Consider the following 14557-nt stretch of genomic DNA (forward strand, 5'->3'; position numbering starts at 1 on the left):
ACACCACCACGACGCTGCACTACATCTTCGATCCGATGTGCGGCTGGTGCTATGCCGCCGCACCGCTGGTCGATGCGGCGCGCAGCGTGCCGGGCCTGCAGGTCGAGTTCCACGGCGGCGGCATGATGACCGGCGCCAACCGCCGCGCGATCACGCCGCAGTGGCGCGACTACGTGATGCCGCACGACCGGCGCATCGCCGAACTCACCGGCCAGCCCTTCGGGGAGGCGTACTTCGAGGGCCTGCTGCGCGACACCGGTGCCGTGATGGACTCCGAGCCGCCGACCACCGCGGCGCTCGCGGCCGAGGCGCTGCGCGCCGGTGGCGGCCTCGACATGATCCATCGGCTGCAGCGCGCGCACTATGTCGAAGGCCGGCGCGTTGCCGATGCGGAGGTGCTCGGTGCCGTGGCCATCGAACTCGGTTTCGATGCCGAAGCCTTCGGATCGGCATTCGCGCGCCTGTCCGGCGAGGCGACCTCGGAGCACATTGCCGCGAGCCGGCAGTTGCTGCAGCGCGCGGGCGGCCAGGGCTTTCCGACCTTCGTGCTGGCGCAGGCCGGCGGCACTGCGAGCCGCATCGACATCGGCCCCTGGCTCGGACGTGCCGACGAGTGGAAGGCGCAGCTCACCGCGCTCATCGCGCCGCCGCAGCCCGCGACGGCGAGGGACGCCGCCCCCGCCGCGTGCGGCCCGGACGGCTGCGCAATCTAGGGGCTGGTGCACTGGAAGCTGCCCGCCTGCGAAGCGTCGCCGCTTACATGGCGCGGCCACAGCGGCCACTCGCACAGCGGGCGCGCACGCACGACCCTGAACGGCGGCTGCACTTCCTGCTCGGCCAGTTGCAGTGCGCCCGGCGCACGGCCGCGCTCGACCCAATCGGCCAGCGCGCCGAGCATGTCGACATTGGCCGGCGCCCCGCTGCCCACATGGTCGACGCCGGGCGCGGTGTAGAGGCGCATGAAGCGGTCCACGTTGCCGCGGCCCATGCGTGCGACGACCGATTCGTAATAGCGGATGCCTGCAAACGGGCTCTGCGCGTAGTCGGCCATGTGCTCCAGCATCAGCAGCTTGCCGCCGCGCGCGTTGAAGGCGCTCAGGTCGGGGTTGGTCGAGTCCATCAGCTGCGACACGGTGGCGATGCGCGCCGCAAAGTCTTCGGCACGGTAGTTGCGCACGTCGATCGACGGATTGCGCGCATAGAAATACTGCAGCGCCCCGCTGCCGTAGAACCATGCGATGCCGTTGCTTGGCTGCGGCGGCACGGTCGGTGCGGCAGTGCCGGTCCACCACGCGTTCCAGCCTCCCATCGACGCGAAGGCCGGCGTCGCTTCTCCGCCGATGCCCCAGCCCGGGTATTCGGTGACGCCATGGGCCAGCGGCACGGGCGAGCGCCATGGCGAACGCAGCGTGCGCACCGCCTGCACCTGTGCATCGTTGAGGCAGTTGTCGCCGCTCGTTCCCGCGGCGCAGCGCAGGCTCGCCGGATCGAAGCGCTGCAGGCATGCCACCGGGTTCGACACGATGCGATCCGCCGCGCCATCCGCGGCGTCGCACGATGCAAGCACGGCGTTGTGCACCAGCTGCACCTGCGCGGGCCGCAGCCACCCTTCGCCGAAGGTGGCAATGCCGTTGCGCGTGCCGGCGTGCTGAAGCCCGGTCCAGTTGATGACCGGCACGCGGCTGAAGATACCGTCGAAGTCTTGCGGATAGCGCTGCGCCATCGTCAATGCCTCGCGCCCGCCTTCGGAGCTGCCCATGAAGTAGAGCTTTTGCGGCGCCTGCCCGTAGGCGCGCTGCATCAGCGCCACCGCCACGTCGCGCACCTTCTTGTAGGAGGCATGGGCGAAGTTGGCCAGTGCCTCGTCGTTGAGCGCAAAGGCCTGCGGCGGCTGGCCCGCGACGTTCTGGTGGCCCGAGTCGGTGCCGTAGGTCACGTAGCCCTGCGCCAGCGGCGTGGGCTGGTCGAAGCGCGCGGCCGGCACCAGCGCGAGGCCGGTGATCAGCGTGCCGTTGAAACCGCCGCCGCCGTACTGCACGCTGCGCCCATTCCATGCGAGCGGCAGGTTGACCTGGAACAGGATCGGTGGCGCCTTGGCATCGAGCGGCGCGATGCGGCCCAGCAGCCGGCAATGCGCGGGCGTGGCCGGCGTGATGCGTGCCGCAGGACTGGGACCACGCTCGGCCACCGCGAGTGCCGACGCGGGCACGAGGGTCGCGGAATCGATCGTCGCCGCGCCGCTCGGCAGGCCGATGGCTGCGGGTGCGATCGGCACGCCAGCAAGCGCCGTACAGACCGCCGCAGGATTGGCGCCGAGGCTCAGGTTCTTCGGGCCGGTGGTGCCGCAAGCGGCGAGCAATGCAGCGGCCGCCAACATGGCGCCCCCGCAAGACATGGTTTTCGGGAACGCCATCTGTCTGTCTCCTTGTGGTCTGTTGTCAGGGGCCGATTGCTACACCGGGCGCCGTCCTTCGGGTGGCGTTCATCAGCGCGCCACGCCCAACAAGCGTTCGAGCACCTGCGGCTGCCCGCGCAATGCCGCCGCGCTGTTGGCATGGACGATGGTGCCGTGATCGAGCACCACCGCATGGTCGGAGATCGCAAGGATCGCCTGCGGATGCTGTTCCACGATGATGGCGGCCAACCCTTCGTCCTGCGTGATGCGGCGGATGGCGCGCAGCAGCTCTTCCACGATGATCGGCGCGAGGCCTTCGAGCGGTTCGTCGAGCAGCAGCAGCTTGGGGTTCAGCACCAGCGCGCGGCCCACCGCCAGCATCTGCTGCTCGCCGCCCGAGAGCTGCGTGCCGAGGTTGGTCTTGCGCTCGGCCAGGCGCGGGAACATCTCGTAGACGCGCTGCGGGTTCCATTTTCCGGGTCGCTCCACCGCCGCGAGGTTCTCGTGCACCGTGAGCGACTTGAAGATGTTGCGCTCCTGCGGCACCCAGCCGATGCCGGCCGCGGCGCGCTGGTGCGGCGCGAGCTTGTGCAGGGCCTGGCCGCCGAGCGCGATGGTTCCGCCATGCTGCCGCGTGGCACCCGCGAGCGTGTTGATCAGCGTGGTCTTGCCGGTGCCGTTGCGGCCCAGCAGCGCCAGCGTCTGGCCTTCGCCGAGCGCGAACGCCACGTCGTGCAGCACCACGGCCTCGCCGTAGCCGGCGCTCAGGTTCTCGATGCGCAGCAGCTCAGACATGAACGGCTTCTCCATGGCCCAGATAGACCTCTTTCACCTTCGGATCGTTGGCAATGGTTTCCGGGTCGCCCTCGGTCAGCAAGGTGCCGTTGACCAGCACCGTCATGCGGTCGGCAAAGCTGAACACCAGGTCCATGTCGTGCTCGATCAAGAGCACCGACACATCGGCCGGCAATGCGGCCACGGTCTGCAGCAGCTCCTCGCGCTCGCCGGCGGGCACGCCCGCCACGGGCTCGTCGAGCAGCAGCACGCGTGGCTCGCAGGCCAGTGCGATTGCAATCTCCAGCAAGCGGCGCTTGCCGTAGGCCATGAACTTCGTCTGCTGCTGCGCCACGTCGCTCAGGTGGAACTGCTCCAGCAGCTGCGCCGCGCGCTCCGTCACGGCCTTGCTGGCACCCAGCGGACGCCACCATTGCGACGCGATGCCCTGGTGCTGCGAGACCACGAGCGCCAGCGTTTCGAGCGGCGTCATCGAGTCGAACAGCTGGTTGATCTGGAAGGTCCGCACCAGCCCACGCGCCACGCGCTTGTGCGGGGCGAGCTTCGTGATGTCTTCGCCCAACAGCGTGATGCGGCCTTCGGACGGCGTGAGCACGCCCGTCAGCTGATTGATCAGCGTGGTCTTGCCGGCCCCGTTCGGGCCGATCAACGCGTGGCGCGCGCCACGCTTCAATTCCATCGTGACGTTGTTGGTGGCCGTGATGCCGCCGAAGCGCATCACGAGCCCGTGGGTCGAAAGCACGGTTTCGGTCATGCGGCACCGCCTTGCTTCTTCTTGCCGATGCCCAGCCATGTCCACGGCCTGAGCACCCGGTCGCGCCCCACGAGCACCAGCAGCACCAGCAGCAGGCCGATCCAGAACATCCAGTACTGCGGCGTCACGGCCGAGAGCCAGGTCTGCAGCAGCTTGAAGACAATGGCGCCCGCCACGCCGCCATAGAGCCAGCCCACGCCGCCGATCACCAGCATCAGCAGCACGTCGGCCGAGCGGTCGAAGGCCAGCACGTCGAGCGAGGCAAAGCCCGTGGTCTGCGCCAGCAGCGCGCCCGCGGCACCGGCAATGCCCGCTGCCACGGTGTAGATCACCACGAGCCGCGGCACCACCGGAATGCCGATGGCCATGGCGCGCAGCCGGTTGTCGCGGATCGCCTTCAGCGTGGCGCCGAAGGGCGAGTGCACGATGCGGCGCATCACGAGGAACAGCACAAGCATCACGCTCAGCGAATACCAGGCGGCCGTGCGGCCGAAGAGATCGAATTCGAACAGGCCCAGCACCGGCCCCATCACCACGCCCTGCAGGCCGTCGGCGCCGCCGGTGAGCCAGTCGAGCTTGTTGGCAAGCTCTAGCAGCAGCAGCGCGGTGCCCAGCGTGACCATCAACCGTGTCAGGTCGCTGCCGCGCAGGATCGTCACGCTGGCCACCAGGCCGAGCAGTGCCGACAGCACGGTGGCCACCACCAGCCCCACGGTCGGGTCCGGCATCACGAGCTTGGCGAACAGCGCCGCGGTGTAGGCGCCGAAGCCGAAGAAGGCGGCATGGCCGAGCGAGACGATGCCGGTGTAGCCGAGGATCAGGTCGAGCGACATCGCGAACAGTGCGACGATGGCGATCTCGTTGACCAGCAGCGAATGCGAAGGCATGGCGAAGGGCAATGCAAATGCCATGGCCCACACCACGAATTCGAGCGGGCGCCAGCGTGCCCTGCGCAGCAACGCGGACTGGAAATCAACCGAAGAGGAAGAAGAAGGCGCGCTCATTCAACGGCCTCCCTTGCGCGTGAACAGGCCCTGCGGCCGCCACATCAGGATCAGGATCATGAGCAGGTAGACGGTGAACGCCCCCATCTTCGGAATGAAGTACTTGCCCGCCACGTCGGCAATGCCGAGCAGCAGCGCGGCCGCGAGCGGCCCGGTGATCGACGAGGTGCCGCCGACCGACACCACGATGAGGAAATAGATCATGTACTTGAGCGGAAAGGTCGGATCGAGCCCGAGGATCTCGGCGCCCAGTGCACCGCCCAGTCCCGCGAGCCCGGAGCCCACCGCGAAGGTCAGCAGGAACACGATGTTGACGTTGATGCCCAGCCCCGCCGCCACGCGCGGATCGTCGACCGCGGCACGCAGCCGGCTGCCGAAGCGGGTCTTCGAGAGGATGAGCTGCAGCACCACCGTGAGCACGGCGCACACCGCGATGATGAAGAGGCGGTAATGCCCCATGCCCAGCAGCAGCGCGCCGTCGCCGACCTCGGTGCGGCCGCGCAGCCATTCGGGCAACTGGATGTTCTGCTGCGAGGAGCCGACAAAGTAGTCGACGGCCGCCACCGCCATGAACGCGAGGCCGATGGAAAACAGCACCTGGTCGAGGTGCGGCTTGCCGTACATCGGCCGGTAGAGCGTGCGTTCGAGCAGCGCGCCGGCCAGTGCGACGACGATGAACGCGAGCGGCAGGCAGGCCAGGAACGGCAGGCCCAGCTTCTGCATCGCAAACACCGTGAGATACCCGCCCGCCATGGCAAAGGCACCGTGCGCGAGGTTGATGAAGTTCATCAGCCCGAGCGTCACGGCCAGCCCCACGGCGAGCACGAAGAGCAGCATGCCGTAGGCGATGCCGTCGAAAAGAATGGTCAACATGTCAGTGTTCCGCTACGGCGTTTGGCTCGCGTTGCTTTTTTGTTCGGGGCTCTTGTTCGGGGCTCTTGTTCAGGGCGCGTGCACAGGCCACCGGGTACTCCCCTCCGCGAATGTCCCCCGGCTTCGCCTCCTCCTTTATTTCGCTGCGGGGAGCACCCGATGCCCTGTGCACCAGGGCACGCTCTGGGTGCACAGCTGATCAACAACCGCTCTGTCCAACGCTCCCGTCGATGGGGTGCCTTGCGCAGCGAAATCAAGGGGGAGGCCGCAGGCCGGAGGACATTCGCGGAGCAAGGTACCCCGTCGGCGGGAGCGCGCCCTGAAGAGTGATCCCGTCCTGAGCACAACACCTCGGGAGACCCAGTTACTTCGCCTTGCCGGGATCCTTCACGCCCTTGATCACGTCGAACTCGACGTTGTAGAGCTGGCCGTCCTTCTTCTCGACCTTGCGCAGGTACACGTCCTGCACGATGTCGCGCGTCTGCGCATCGATGTACACCGGGCCGCGCGGGCTCTCGAAGATCTGGCCCTTCATGGCGGCCAGCAGCGCATCGCCGCCGCCCTGCCCCTTGGTGGCCTTGAGCGCTTCGTAGATCACGCGCATGCCGTCGTAGCCGCCCACGGCCATGAAGTTGGGGCGCATCTTGGGGTTGGCCTTCTGGAAAGCCTCGACGAACTTCTTGTTCGCGGGCGATGGATGCGCGGCCGAATAGTGGTGCGAGGTGACCACGCCCAGCGCGCCGTCGCCCATGTCGTTGAGCTGGTCGTCGTCGGTCACGTCGCCGGTGGCGATCATCTTGATGCCCGCCTTGTCCATGCCACGCTCGAGGAACTGCTTCATCACCGCCGCGCCCGCACCCGAGGGCACGAAGACGAACAGCGCATCGGGCTTGGCGTCGCGCACCTTCTGCAGGAAGGGCGCGAAGTCGGGATTGCGCAGCGGCACGCGCAGCTTCTCGACGACCTTGCCGCCGTTGAGCTGGAAGCGCTCGCTGAAGAACTTCTCGGCGTCGTTGCCGGGGCCGTAGTCGGCCACCAGCGTGACGACCGTCTTCACGCCGTTCTTGGGCGCCCAGTCGCCCATCGCCACCGACACCTGCGGCAGCGTGAAGCTCGAACGCACGATGTAGGGCGAGGCTTCGGTGATGCTCGATGTGGCGGCGGCCATCACCACCTGCGGCGTCTTCGACTGCGTGGCCAGCGGCGCGGCGGCCAGTGCGGCCGGCGTCACGCCGAAGCCGGCGATCACGTTGACCTTGTCGTTGACGATGAGTTCCTGCGCAAGGCGCTTGGTGACGTCGGGCGTGGCCACGTCGTCCTTGATGATGAGCTCGATCTTCTTGCCCGCCACGGTGTCGCCGTTCTGCGCCATGTACAGCCGGGCCGCCGCTTCGATCTGCCGGCCGGTGGACGCCTGCTGCCCCGTCATCGGCAGGATCAGGCCGATCTTGAACTTGTTGCCGTCCTGCGCATTGGCAAGCGACATGGAAAGCGCAAGCGCCGTGAGGCCTGCGGTCTGGATGAGGTGGCGTCTTTGCATGAGGTTTTCCTTGGAGGGACGGAATGCGAACCGGGGCTATTTTTCAACACTTTGCAACAGCTGGCGGAGCAGGCAATCACCTACTCCCCACTCAAAGCGGACCATTGTTGCGCGATGAACAAATGAACTGCGCGATGATCGCGCAGCCCGTTTTCAGCTGTCGGGGCGGTACGCGGAGTCGAGCGTGAGGGTGCCCACGGCGCGTGACACGCAGGCGCAGATGCGGGTGGCTGCCTGCTTCTCGTGTTCGCTCAGGAACACGTCGCGGTGGTCGATTTCGCCATCGACCGCGAGCACGTCCATCACGCAGAGGCCGCACTCGCCGCGCTTGCAGTCCGAGAGTGTCTGCACGCCGGCCGCGTCGAGCGCTTCAAGCAGGGTGCAGTCAACCGGCACGGTGATCGAAAGATCGTGCCGGGGAATGCGCACCGTGAAGGCCTGGGTCGCGAGCCGGCCGCTGCTGCCGAAGGTTTCGAAGCGCAGGTCCGCCGGCGCGCGGCCGGCGGCCTGCCAGGCGCGCTTGACGGCTTCGAGCATCGGCACCGGACCGCAGGTGTAGAGCTGGCCGCCGGGCGGCAGCGCCGCAATGGCGGCCGCGAAGTCGATAGGCGCCGCGCCTTCGTGCGGCACGACCTCAGCGCCCAGGGCTTCGCGCAGCCGATCGAGGTAGGCGAGCTCGCCGGCATGGCGCGCACCGTAGAGCATCCTGACCGGCACGCCGTTGCGCCGTGCATGCGCGCCCAGGCGCTCGGCCATCAGCACCAGCGGCGTGATGCCGATGCCGCCCGCCACCAGCAGATAGCCCGGCGCGGAGAGGTCGAGCGCAAAGTGGTTCTGCGGCGCGCTCACCTGCAGCCGGTCGCCCACGGCCAGGCGCCACATCGCGAGCGAGCCGCCGCGGCCGTCGTCGAGCCGCTTGACGGCAATGCGCCAGCACTGGCCGTCGCCCTCGCCCACCAGCGAGTACGAGCGGGTCTGCAGCCTGCCCTGCGCCGTCATCACCTGCACCTGCAGGTGCGAGCCGGGCTCATGGGCAGCGGCAAAACCCGGCTCGGGCCGCAGTTCGAACTCGCGCACGGTGGGCGTGACGTCGCGCAGCGCAACGACCTGCGCCTGCATCCATTGAAGATCGCTTTTCATCGGGGAACAACACCAACAGGAAAGAAAGGAAAGCGGCCGCTCAGCCGCGCCGGCGGATCAGCTGCACGCCGGGCAGCGCACGCTGTTCAGCGGTGGGCGTGCCATGCAGCGCCTCGCGCAGGTTGCGCCGCGCGATGCGGCTGTGCTCGCGCATCAGCGCCTCGGCACGCGAGCCTTCGCCCGACTCGATGGCGTCGAGCACCTGCACGTGCTGGTCCTGCGCAATCACGAGCATGTCGCGCGCGGCGGGCGAATTGGCCTGCACCACGACGAAGCCCGAGGGCGAGGCGAACGGCAGGTTGACCACGCGCTCGAGCTGCTGCGCGATCACCGGGCTGGCCGCCATTTCGCACAGCAGCGCATGGAACTTTCCGTTGTGCGTGACATAGCGCGCGAAAGCCGCGTCGTCCAGCGCGGGCTCGCGCAGCAGTTCGTCGATGCGCGCCAGGCAGGCGCGCGCCTCGCGCAGCACCACCGGCGCCGCGCCGCGCTCGGCCGCGAGCCGCGCCACCAGGCCTTCGAGCGTGCCGCGCAGCTCGATGGCGTCGGCCACGTCTCGTTCGGAAAAAGTGCGCACCGCATAGCCGCCGTTGGGCAGCGCCTCGAGCAGGCCTTCCTGCTCCAGCCGCATGAGCGCGCTGCGCACCGGCGTGCGGGAGACGCCGAGCTGCTCGGAGATGGCCACTTCGGCAATGCGAGCGCCGCCGGGCAGTTCGCCGGCCAGGATCATTTCGCGCAGCCGCAGCTGCGCCTTCACGGCCTGCGAGCCGCCGCCGTCTGCGGGTTCGGCGGGCGATGCGACGGCCGCGACTTTCATCATGCGGCCTGCTTCTCGGCGGGATGGATGGCGATGGCGGCGCGCGCGGGCTTTTCCTTCTCGACCATGCGGTCGATCAGCCGGCGCGCCCACATCGAACCGGCGTCGATGTTGAGGTTGTAGAACTGATGGTCGGGCCGTTCGTCCATGGCTTTCTGCTGCGCCTCGAGCACGATCTCGTCCTCGCGGAAGATGCCGGCCACGCCTTCGCGCAGCTCGTGCGTGAGGCGCTGCTCGCCCAGGCAGTAGTTGCGCGCAAAGGCCCAGAAGTAGAGGCAGGTCTTGTCGGTTTCGGGGGTGATGGTGTTGAGCACGTAGCCGTTCACGCCCTGGCTGCGGTCGCCGGGGTTGCCTTCCGTCGGCGCCGCGCCGCTGCCCGCCTCGGCCACGCCGACGTCGATGTTCACCGTGCACGGCCCCTCGAAGCGGATGATCTGCCAGCGATCGACCTTGCCGGTGTAGCCGCGCGCGTGGCGGATCTGGCCGCCCCAGAACGGCGGCGGGTCGATGTTCTCCATCCAGCGCGTGACGGTGGCCGAGCGGTCGCCGTGCGTGGCCACGAAAGGCGCCTCGGCCACTTCGCGGTTGCCGATGGACGAGCCATGCACGAAGGTCTCGTGCGTGAGGTCCATGAGGTTGTCGACCACCAGGCGGTAGTCGCAATTGACGCGAATCATCTTGCCGTCGCCGGCCCAGGCCGGGTCGTCGTTCCAGTGCATGTCGGGCACCAGCGCGGGGTCGGCCTTGGCCGGGTCGCCGGGCCAGATCCAGACGAAGCGGTGCTTCTCGACCACCGGAAAGCTGCGCACGCAGGCCGAGGGGTTCAGCGTCTCCTGGCTCGGCATGTGGGTGCAGCGGCCCTGGCTGTTGTAGACCAGGCCGTGGTAGCCGCACACCAGCTCGTCGCCTTCGAGCCGGCCCATCGACAGCGGCATCAGCCGGTGCCAGCAGGCGTCCTCGAGCGCGGCCACCTGGCCGTCGGTACGGCGGAACAGCACCAGCTTCTCGTTGCAGATCGTGCGCGGCAGCAGCGCGTGGCGCACTTCGACATCGTAGGCGGCGGCATACCAGGCGTTCAGCGGAAAGGCAGTCGTGGGCGTTTTCATGAATACCCAATGTATACAGAAATAAGAAAATTTCCAGTAGGAATTGCCTTATCGAGGGTAAACACCAGGTTCAATGTATACAGATTCGAATGTTTCCAAGGCGATACGATGTCCGATTCGTTTTCAGCCACGACGGAGATCACCATGTCCCAGCACGCCGCCCTGCCCGCCCGCTACGACCACGTCGGCAGTTTCCTGCGCCCCAGATACCTGCTCGAAGCACGCGAGCAAAAAGCCAAGGGCGAGATCACGCCCGAGCAGTTGCGCAAGGTCGAAGACCAGGCCATCACCGAAATCGTCCGGTTCCAGGAAGACATCGGCCTCAAGAGCATCACCGACGGCGAATTCCGCCGCACCTACTTCCACATCGATTTCCTCGACCAGCTCGGCGGCGTGAAGACCGACATTCCGGTCACCATCCGCAAGCCCGACGGCACCGAGGAACTTGCGCCGCCCGCGATGCGCGTGCTCGACAAGGTGCGCCACGTGAAAGACATCCAGCTCGCCGACTTCCAGTACCTCAAGAGCCAGGTCTCGGCCGGTCGCACGCCCAAGGTGACGATCCCTTCGCCGACCATGCTGCACTTCCGCGGCGGCCGCGCCGGCATCAGCAAAGAGGCCTACCCCGAGCTCGACCCGGTGTTCTACGACGACGTGGCCAAGGCCTATGGCGACGAACTGCGCTCGCTGGCCGCGGCCGGCTGCACCTACGTGCAGATGGACGACACCAACCTCGCCTACCTGTGCGACGAGCACATGCGCGAAGCCGCCCGCAAGCGCGGCGACGACCCGAACGAGCTGCCCCACCGCTACGCCGCATTCATCAACAAGGTGGTGGCGCAGAAGCCGCCGGGCATGCTGCTGGCCATGCACCTGTGCCGCGGCAACTTCAAGAGCACCCACGCCGCGGCCGGCAACTACGAGCCGGTGGCCGAGGCGCTGCTGAAGGAAATGGACCTGGACGCCTACTTCATGGAATACGACGACGCCCGCTCGGGCGACTTCAAGCCGCTGCGCTATCTGCCCAAGGGCAAGACGGTGGTGCTGGGCCTCGTGACCACCAAGTTCGGCGAGATGGAAGACAAGGATGAACTCAAGCGCCGCATCGAGGACGCCGCCAAGTACGCCCCGCTCGAGCAGCTCGCGCTGTCGCCGCAGTGCGGCTTCTCGAGCACGGTGCACGGCAACAACATCGCGGTGGAAGCGCAGCGCAGCAAGCTGCGTTTGGTGGTCGAGACGGCCCAGGAGGTCTGGGGCTCGACCTGAGGCGCCATTCATGGTGAAGTCGGGGGATGACGACTCAGATCTATTCCGCCCCCCTCAGCATGTTCGGCGCCAAGGTGCAGATCGCCGCGCTCGAGAAAGGCGTCGATTTCGAACTGGTGATGGTGCCGTTCACCAAGGACGACGCGTACGAGCCCAAGCACCCCGAGGTGCTGCGCGTCAATCCCGTCAAGCAGCAGGTGCCGATCCTGATCGACGGCGACGTCGAGCTGTTCGACTCGACCCAGATCTTCGAGTACCTCGAAGATCGCTATCCGGCCCCCGCGCTGTGGCCCGAAGGCATTGCCGAACGGGGCCCGCGCGCGGCAGCTCGAGCAGAAGTCGGACGAGGTCTTTTTTCCGAACGTGATCCGGCTCTTCGGCCTGCAGCACGACATGCAGAGCGCTCCCGCGGTGGCGGCCTGCGCCGCCTGCGCGCGCTACTACGGCGAGATGGAAGCCCTGCTGGCCACACGCGAGTACCTTGCGGGCCCCTATTCCTTCGCCGACATCGCCTTCTACATGGCGCATGTGTTCGCCGACCGAAAGGGCGCCGGCATGACCGATGCCACGCCGCGCCTGGTGGCCTGGCGCGGCCGCGTGGGCGAGCGGCCCGCGGTGCGCGCGGCGGTCGATCCGATGATGCGATTCCTGGCCTCCCAGGGGCGCGGCGTGCCCGCCTTCCTGCAACGCTGACCGGCGCGGACCCGTCCTCGGGCATCATCGCCACATGCCGAATTCCACATTCGACTGGCTCCCCTCCCCGTCCCAGCATTTTCTTGTCGTCACCTTTGCGCTACTGGTCTATGTGCTGACCACGCGCGCGCGCCGCGAGCAGCGCGCCCCCACCACGGCCATCGCGTGGGTCATGGGGCTGGTGCTGATGCCCTACCTCATCCTGCCGATGTACCTGCTGTTCGGCCAGCGCAAGCTGCGCCCCGCGGGCTCGCCGCGGCCGGCGCGCTCGGCTGCGCCGGGGCACTGGGCCGCCGACCTCATCGAAAGCTTCGGCCTCGCGCCGCCCGGGCGCTGCGACATCCGGCTGCATGCCGACGGCGACACCGCGCGCGAGGCGCTGTGGCAGGTGATCGACGGCGCGCGCGAGCGCATCGACGTGAGCACCTTCATCATCGGCGACGACGCGCTGGGCCGCTCGGTGATCGAACGGCTGGCGCTGCGCGCGCGCGAAGGCATCAAGGTGCGCGTGCTGCTCGACGGCTTCGGCGCGCTGACCCTGCCGCGCCGCCACACCCGCCTGCTGCGCGCCGCGGGCGGCGAAGTCGCCGTGTTCCGCCCCCTCTTCAGCCTGCGTCGCATCGGGCCGCGCAACCTGCGCAACCACCGCAAGTTCACCATTGCGGACGACGGCTGGCTGTGGTCGGGCGGGCGCAATCTCGCGGGCGAATACTTCACCGGCAGCGACAAGTTCCCCGAAGCCTGGCCCGACCTGTCCTTCGACCTGCGCGGCAGCGTGGCCGCAGCGGCCGCGCGCCAGTTCGACCACGACTGGAGCTCGGTGCGCGGGCGCAAGGCACGCGCCATCACGGCCGACGACGTGGAGGAAGGCCCGGGCAGCGCCATGGCGCAATTCCTGCCGAGCGGCCCCGACCAGACCGAGGACACCGCCCATGCGCTGCTGATCGACGCCTGCTTTCGCGCCGAGCACCGCGTGCTCGCCGTCACGCCCTATTTCGTGCCCGGCGACGGGCTGCGCGATGCGCTGCGGCTGGCCGCGCGGCGCGGCGTACAGGTGACCATCGCCATGCCCGCGCGGTCGAACCACCGCCTGGCCGATTTCGTGCGCGCACGCGCCATGCGCGACTTGGCGCGCGCGGGCGTGAGCTTTCGCATGCTGCCCTTCATGGCCCATGCCAAGGCCGTGGTGGTCGACGACGAGCTGGCCATGTGCGGCTCCATCAACCTCGACCTGCGCAGCCTGCTGCTCAACCACGAGGCGGCCGTGGTGTTCTACGGCCCGCGCCAGATCGACTGGCTGGCCAAGTGGATCGACACCATCGCCTCCGCCGGCGAGCCCTACCGCGCGCGGCGTCCGGGCCTGGTGCGCGACGTGGCCGAAGGGCTGCTGCTCACCGTCGCTTTCCAGCTCTAGCGGGCGCCGCGGTCCTGGCCGCCTCCTTCGCGATGGCATCGAGGCCCGCGAACACGTAGCGCATCAGGTCGTCCGCCAGGCCGTCGGCATCCTTCAGGGCCGGCAGCACCTTGCTGGCCAGGTCCTTGGGGGCCACGGTCATCACGATGCAGGGCAGCACTGCGAACAGCAGCGCCCGCTGCACCGAGGGATGGTCGTCGGGCAGGCCCATGATGCCGCCGATCAGCCCGCGGATCAGCCGGGCCTTGGGCAGCACCGCCTGCCGGATCAGCGCAGGCAGCGCCGGCGAAGGCGACAGCGCCTCGCGCAGCACCACGCGAAATCCCCAGGGCGCCCGGGGCTGGCTGCCCAGCTCGATCAGGTGCATGAGGAACGCTCGCAGCTTCTGCCGCGGATCGGTGGGCTCGCTGGCCAGGCTGGCCAGTTCGTCCATGCTCACGAGCTGGCGGTGCGCCTCGATCAGCACGGCCTCGTAGAGCCCGTCCCGGCTGCCGAAGTGGTAATTGACCGCCGCCATGTTGGTGCCGGCGCGCGTGCAGATTTCCTTGCTGGTGCTCTCGGCGAAGCCGCGCTCCGCGAACAGCTGGCCCGCGGTTTCGAGGATGTGCAGCCGCGTGGTGCTGCCGTCGGTGCGCTGGGTGCGCGCCGCGGTCTTGCGCGGGGCGGCGGGGGAGCGGGTACTGGAAGAGCGTGTCGCCATGGCCCGAGGTTAATCGAACTGAAAAAATACTTCAAATTCAAATTTCAATTTGATAACATC

At 68.1% G+C, this 14557-nt stretch carries 13 protein-coding genes and 1 pseudogene; 4 read left to right on the forward strand and 10 right to left on the reverse strand.

Going from position 1 to position 14557, the window contains the following annotated elements; all coding sequences use genetic code 11:
• Nucleotides 1–35: 35 nt before the first annotated feature.
• The gene (locus QFZ47_RS04420) at nt 36–713 is read left to right on the forward strand and encodes a DsbA family protein (protein WP_307658882.1); all 678 of its coding nucleotides are present in this window, start codon (nt 36–38) and stop codon (nt 711–713) included.
• Here the strand turns inward: QFZ47_RS04420 and QFZ47_RS04425 are convergent.
• The 9 genes from QFZ47_RS04425 to QFZ47_RS04465 all read right to left on the reverse strand — a co-directional run bounded on the left by QFZ47_RS04425 (nt 710) and on the right by QFZ47_RS04465 (nt 10424).
• Nucleotides 710–2413, reverse strand: a complete 1704-nt coding sequence (locus QFZ47_RS04425) for a tannase/feruloyl esterase family alpha/beta hydrolase (protein WP_307654492.1) — start codon at nt 2411–2413, stop codon at nt 710–712. The two genes, QFZ47_RS04420 and QFZ47_RS04425, sit on opposite strands and share 4 nt — an antisense overlap.
• A 72-nt stretch (nt 2414–2485) precedes the next feature.
• A complete protein-coding gene (locus QFZ47_RS04430) occupies nt 2486–3190 on the reverse strand; it encodes an ABC transporter ATP-binding protein (RefSeq protein ID WP_307654493.1) in 705 nt (234 codons plus the stop codon).
• The gene (locus QFZ47_RS04435) at nt 3183–3944 is read right to left on the reverse strand and encodes an ABC transporter ATP-binding protein (protein ID WP_307654494.1); all 762 of its coding nucleotides are present in this window, start codon (nt 3942–3944) and stop codon (nt 3183–3185) included. Before QFZ47_RS04435 ends, QFZ47_RS04430 begins: the two co-directional genes overlap by 8 nt.
• Complete coding sequence (locus QFZ47_RS04440; protein ID WP_307654495.1) at nt 3941–4948, reverse strand: branched-chain amino acid ABC transporter permease; 1008 nt, start codon at nt 4946–4948, stop codon at nt 3941–3943. Before QFZ47_RS04440 ends, QFZ47_RS04435 begins: the two co-directional genes overlap by 4 nt.
• Nucleotides 4949–5821 (reverse strand): branched-chain amino acid ABC transporter permease, encoded by an 873-nt coding sequence (locus QFZ47_RS04445; protein WP_307654496.1) that lies wholly within the window; start codon nt 5819–5821, stop codon nt 4949–4951.
• A 364-nt stretch (nt 5822–6185) separates the two neighbouring features.
• A complete protein-coding gene (locus tag QFZ47_RS04450; RefSeq protein WP_307654497.1) occupies nt 6186–7361 on the reverse strand; it encodes an ABC transporter substrate-binding protein in 1176 nt (391 codons plus the stop codon).
• 153 nt (nt 7362–7514) lie between these two features.
• Nucleotides 7515–8501 carry a PDR/VanB family oxidoreductase gene (locus QFZ47_RS04455; protein ID WP_307654498.1) on the reverse strand — a complete coding sequence of 329 codons (987 nt, stop codon included), beginning with the start codon at nt 8499–8501 and terminating at the stop codon, nt 7515–7517.
• A gap of 40 nt (nt 8502–8541) precedes the next feature.
• Entirely contained in the window at nt 8542–9318 is a 777-nt protein-coding gene (locus QFZ47_RS04460; RefSeq protein ID WP_307658883.1) for a GntR family transcriptional regulator, read from the reverse strand.
• Complete coding sequence (locus QFZ47_RS04465; protein ID WP_307654499.1) at nt 9318–10424, reverse strand: aromatic ring-hydroxylating dioxygenase subunit alpha; 1107 nt, start codon at nt 10422–10424, stop codon at nt 9318–9320. Before QFZ47_RS04465 ends, QFZ47_RS04460 begins: the two co-directional genes overlap by 1 nt.
• 144 nt (nt 10425–10568) lie before the next feature.
• On the opposite strand from QFZ47_RS04465, the gene QFZ47_RS04470 reads away from it, so the two are divergent.
• From QFZ47_RS04470 to QFZ47_RS04480, 3 genes and pseudogenes are all read left to right on the forward strand, one after another.
• Nucleotides 10569–11690, forward strand: coding sequence for a 5-methyltetrahydropteroyltriglutamate--homocysteine S-methyltransferase (locus QFZ47_RS04470; protein ID WP_307654500.1), 1122 nt, complete (start codon nt 10569–10571; stop codon nt 11688–11690).
• Between the two features lie 26 nt (nt 11691–11716).
• Nucleotides 11717–12383: pseudogene (locus tag QFZ47_RS04475) on the forward strand (glutathione S-transferase family protein).
• Between the two features lie 34 nt (nt 12384–12417).
• Entirely contained in the window at nt 12418–13797 is a 1380-nt protein-coding gene (locus QFZ47_RS04480) for a phospholipase D-like domain-containing protein (protein ID WP_307654501.1), read from the forward strand.
• On the opposite strand, the gene QFZ47_RS04485 is transcribed toward QFZ47_RS04480, so the two are convergent.
• Nucleotides 13775–14497, reverse strand: a complete 723-nt coding sequence (locus QFZ47_RS04485) for a TetR/AcrR family transcriptional regulator (protein ID WP_307654502.1) — start codon at nt 14495–14497, stop codon at nt 13775–13777. The two genes, QFZ47_RS04480 and QFZ47_RS04485, sit on opposite strands and share 23 nt — an antisense overlap.
• Nucleotides 14498–14557 lie beyond the last annotated feature (60 nt).

It is taken from the genome of Variovorax paradoxus, assembly GCF_030815975.1.
Lineage (GTDB): Bacteria > Pseudomonadota > Gammaproteobacteria > Burkholderiales > Burkholderiaceae_C > Variovorax > Variovorax paradoxus_N.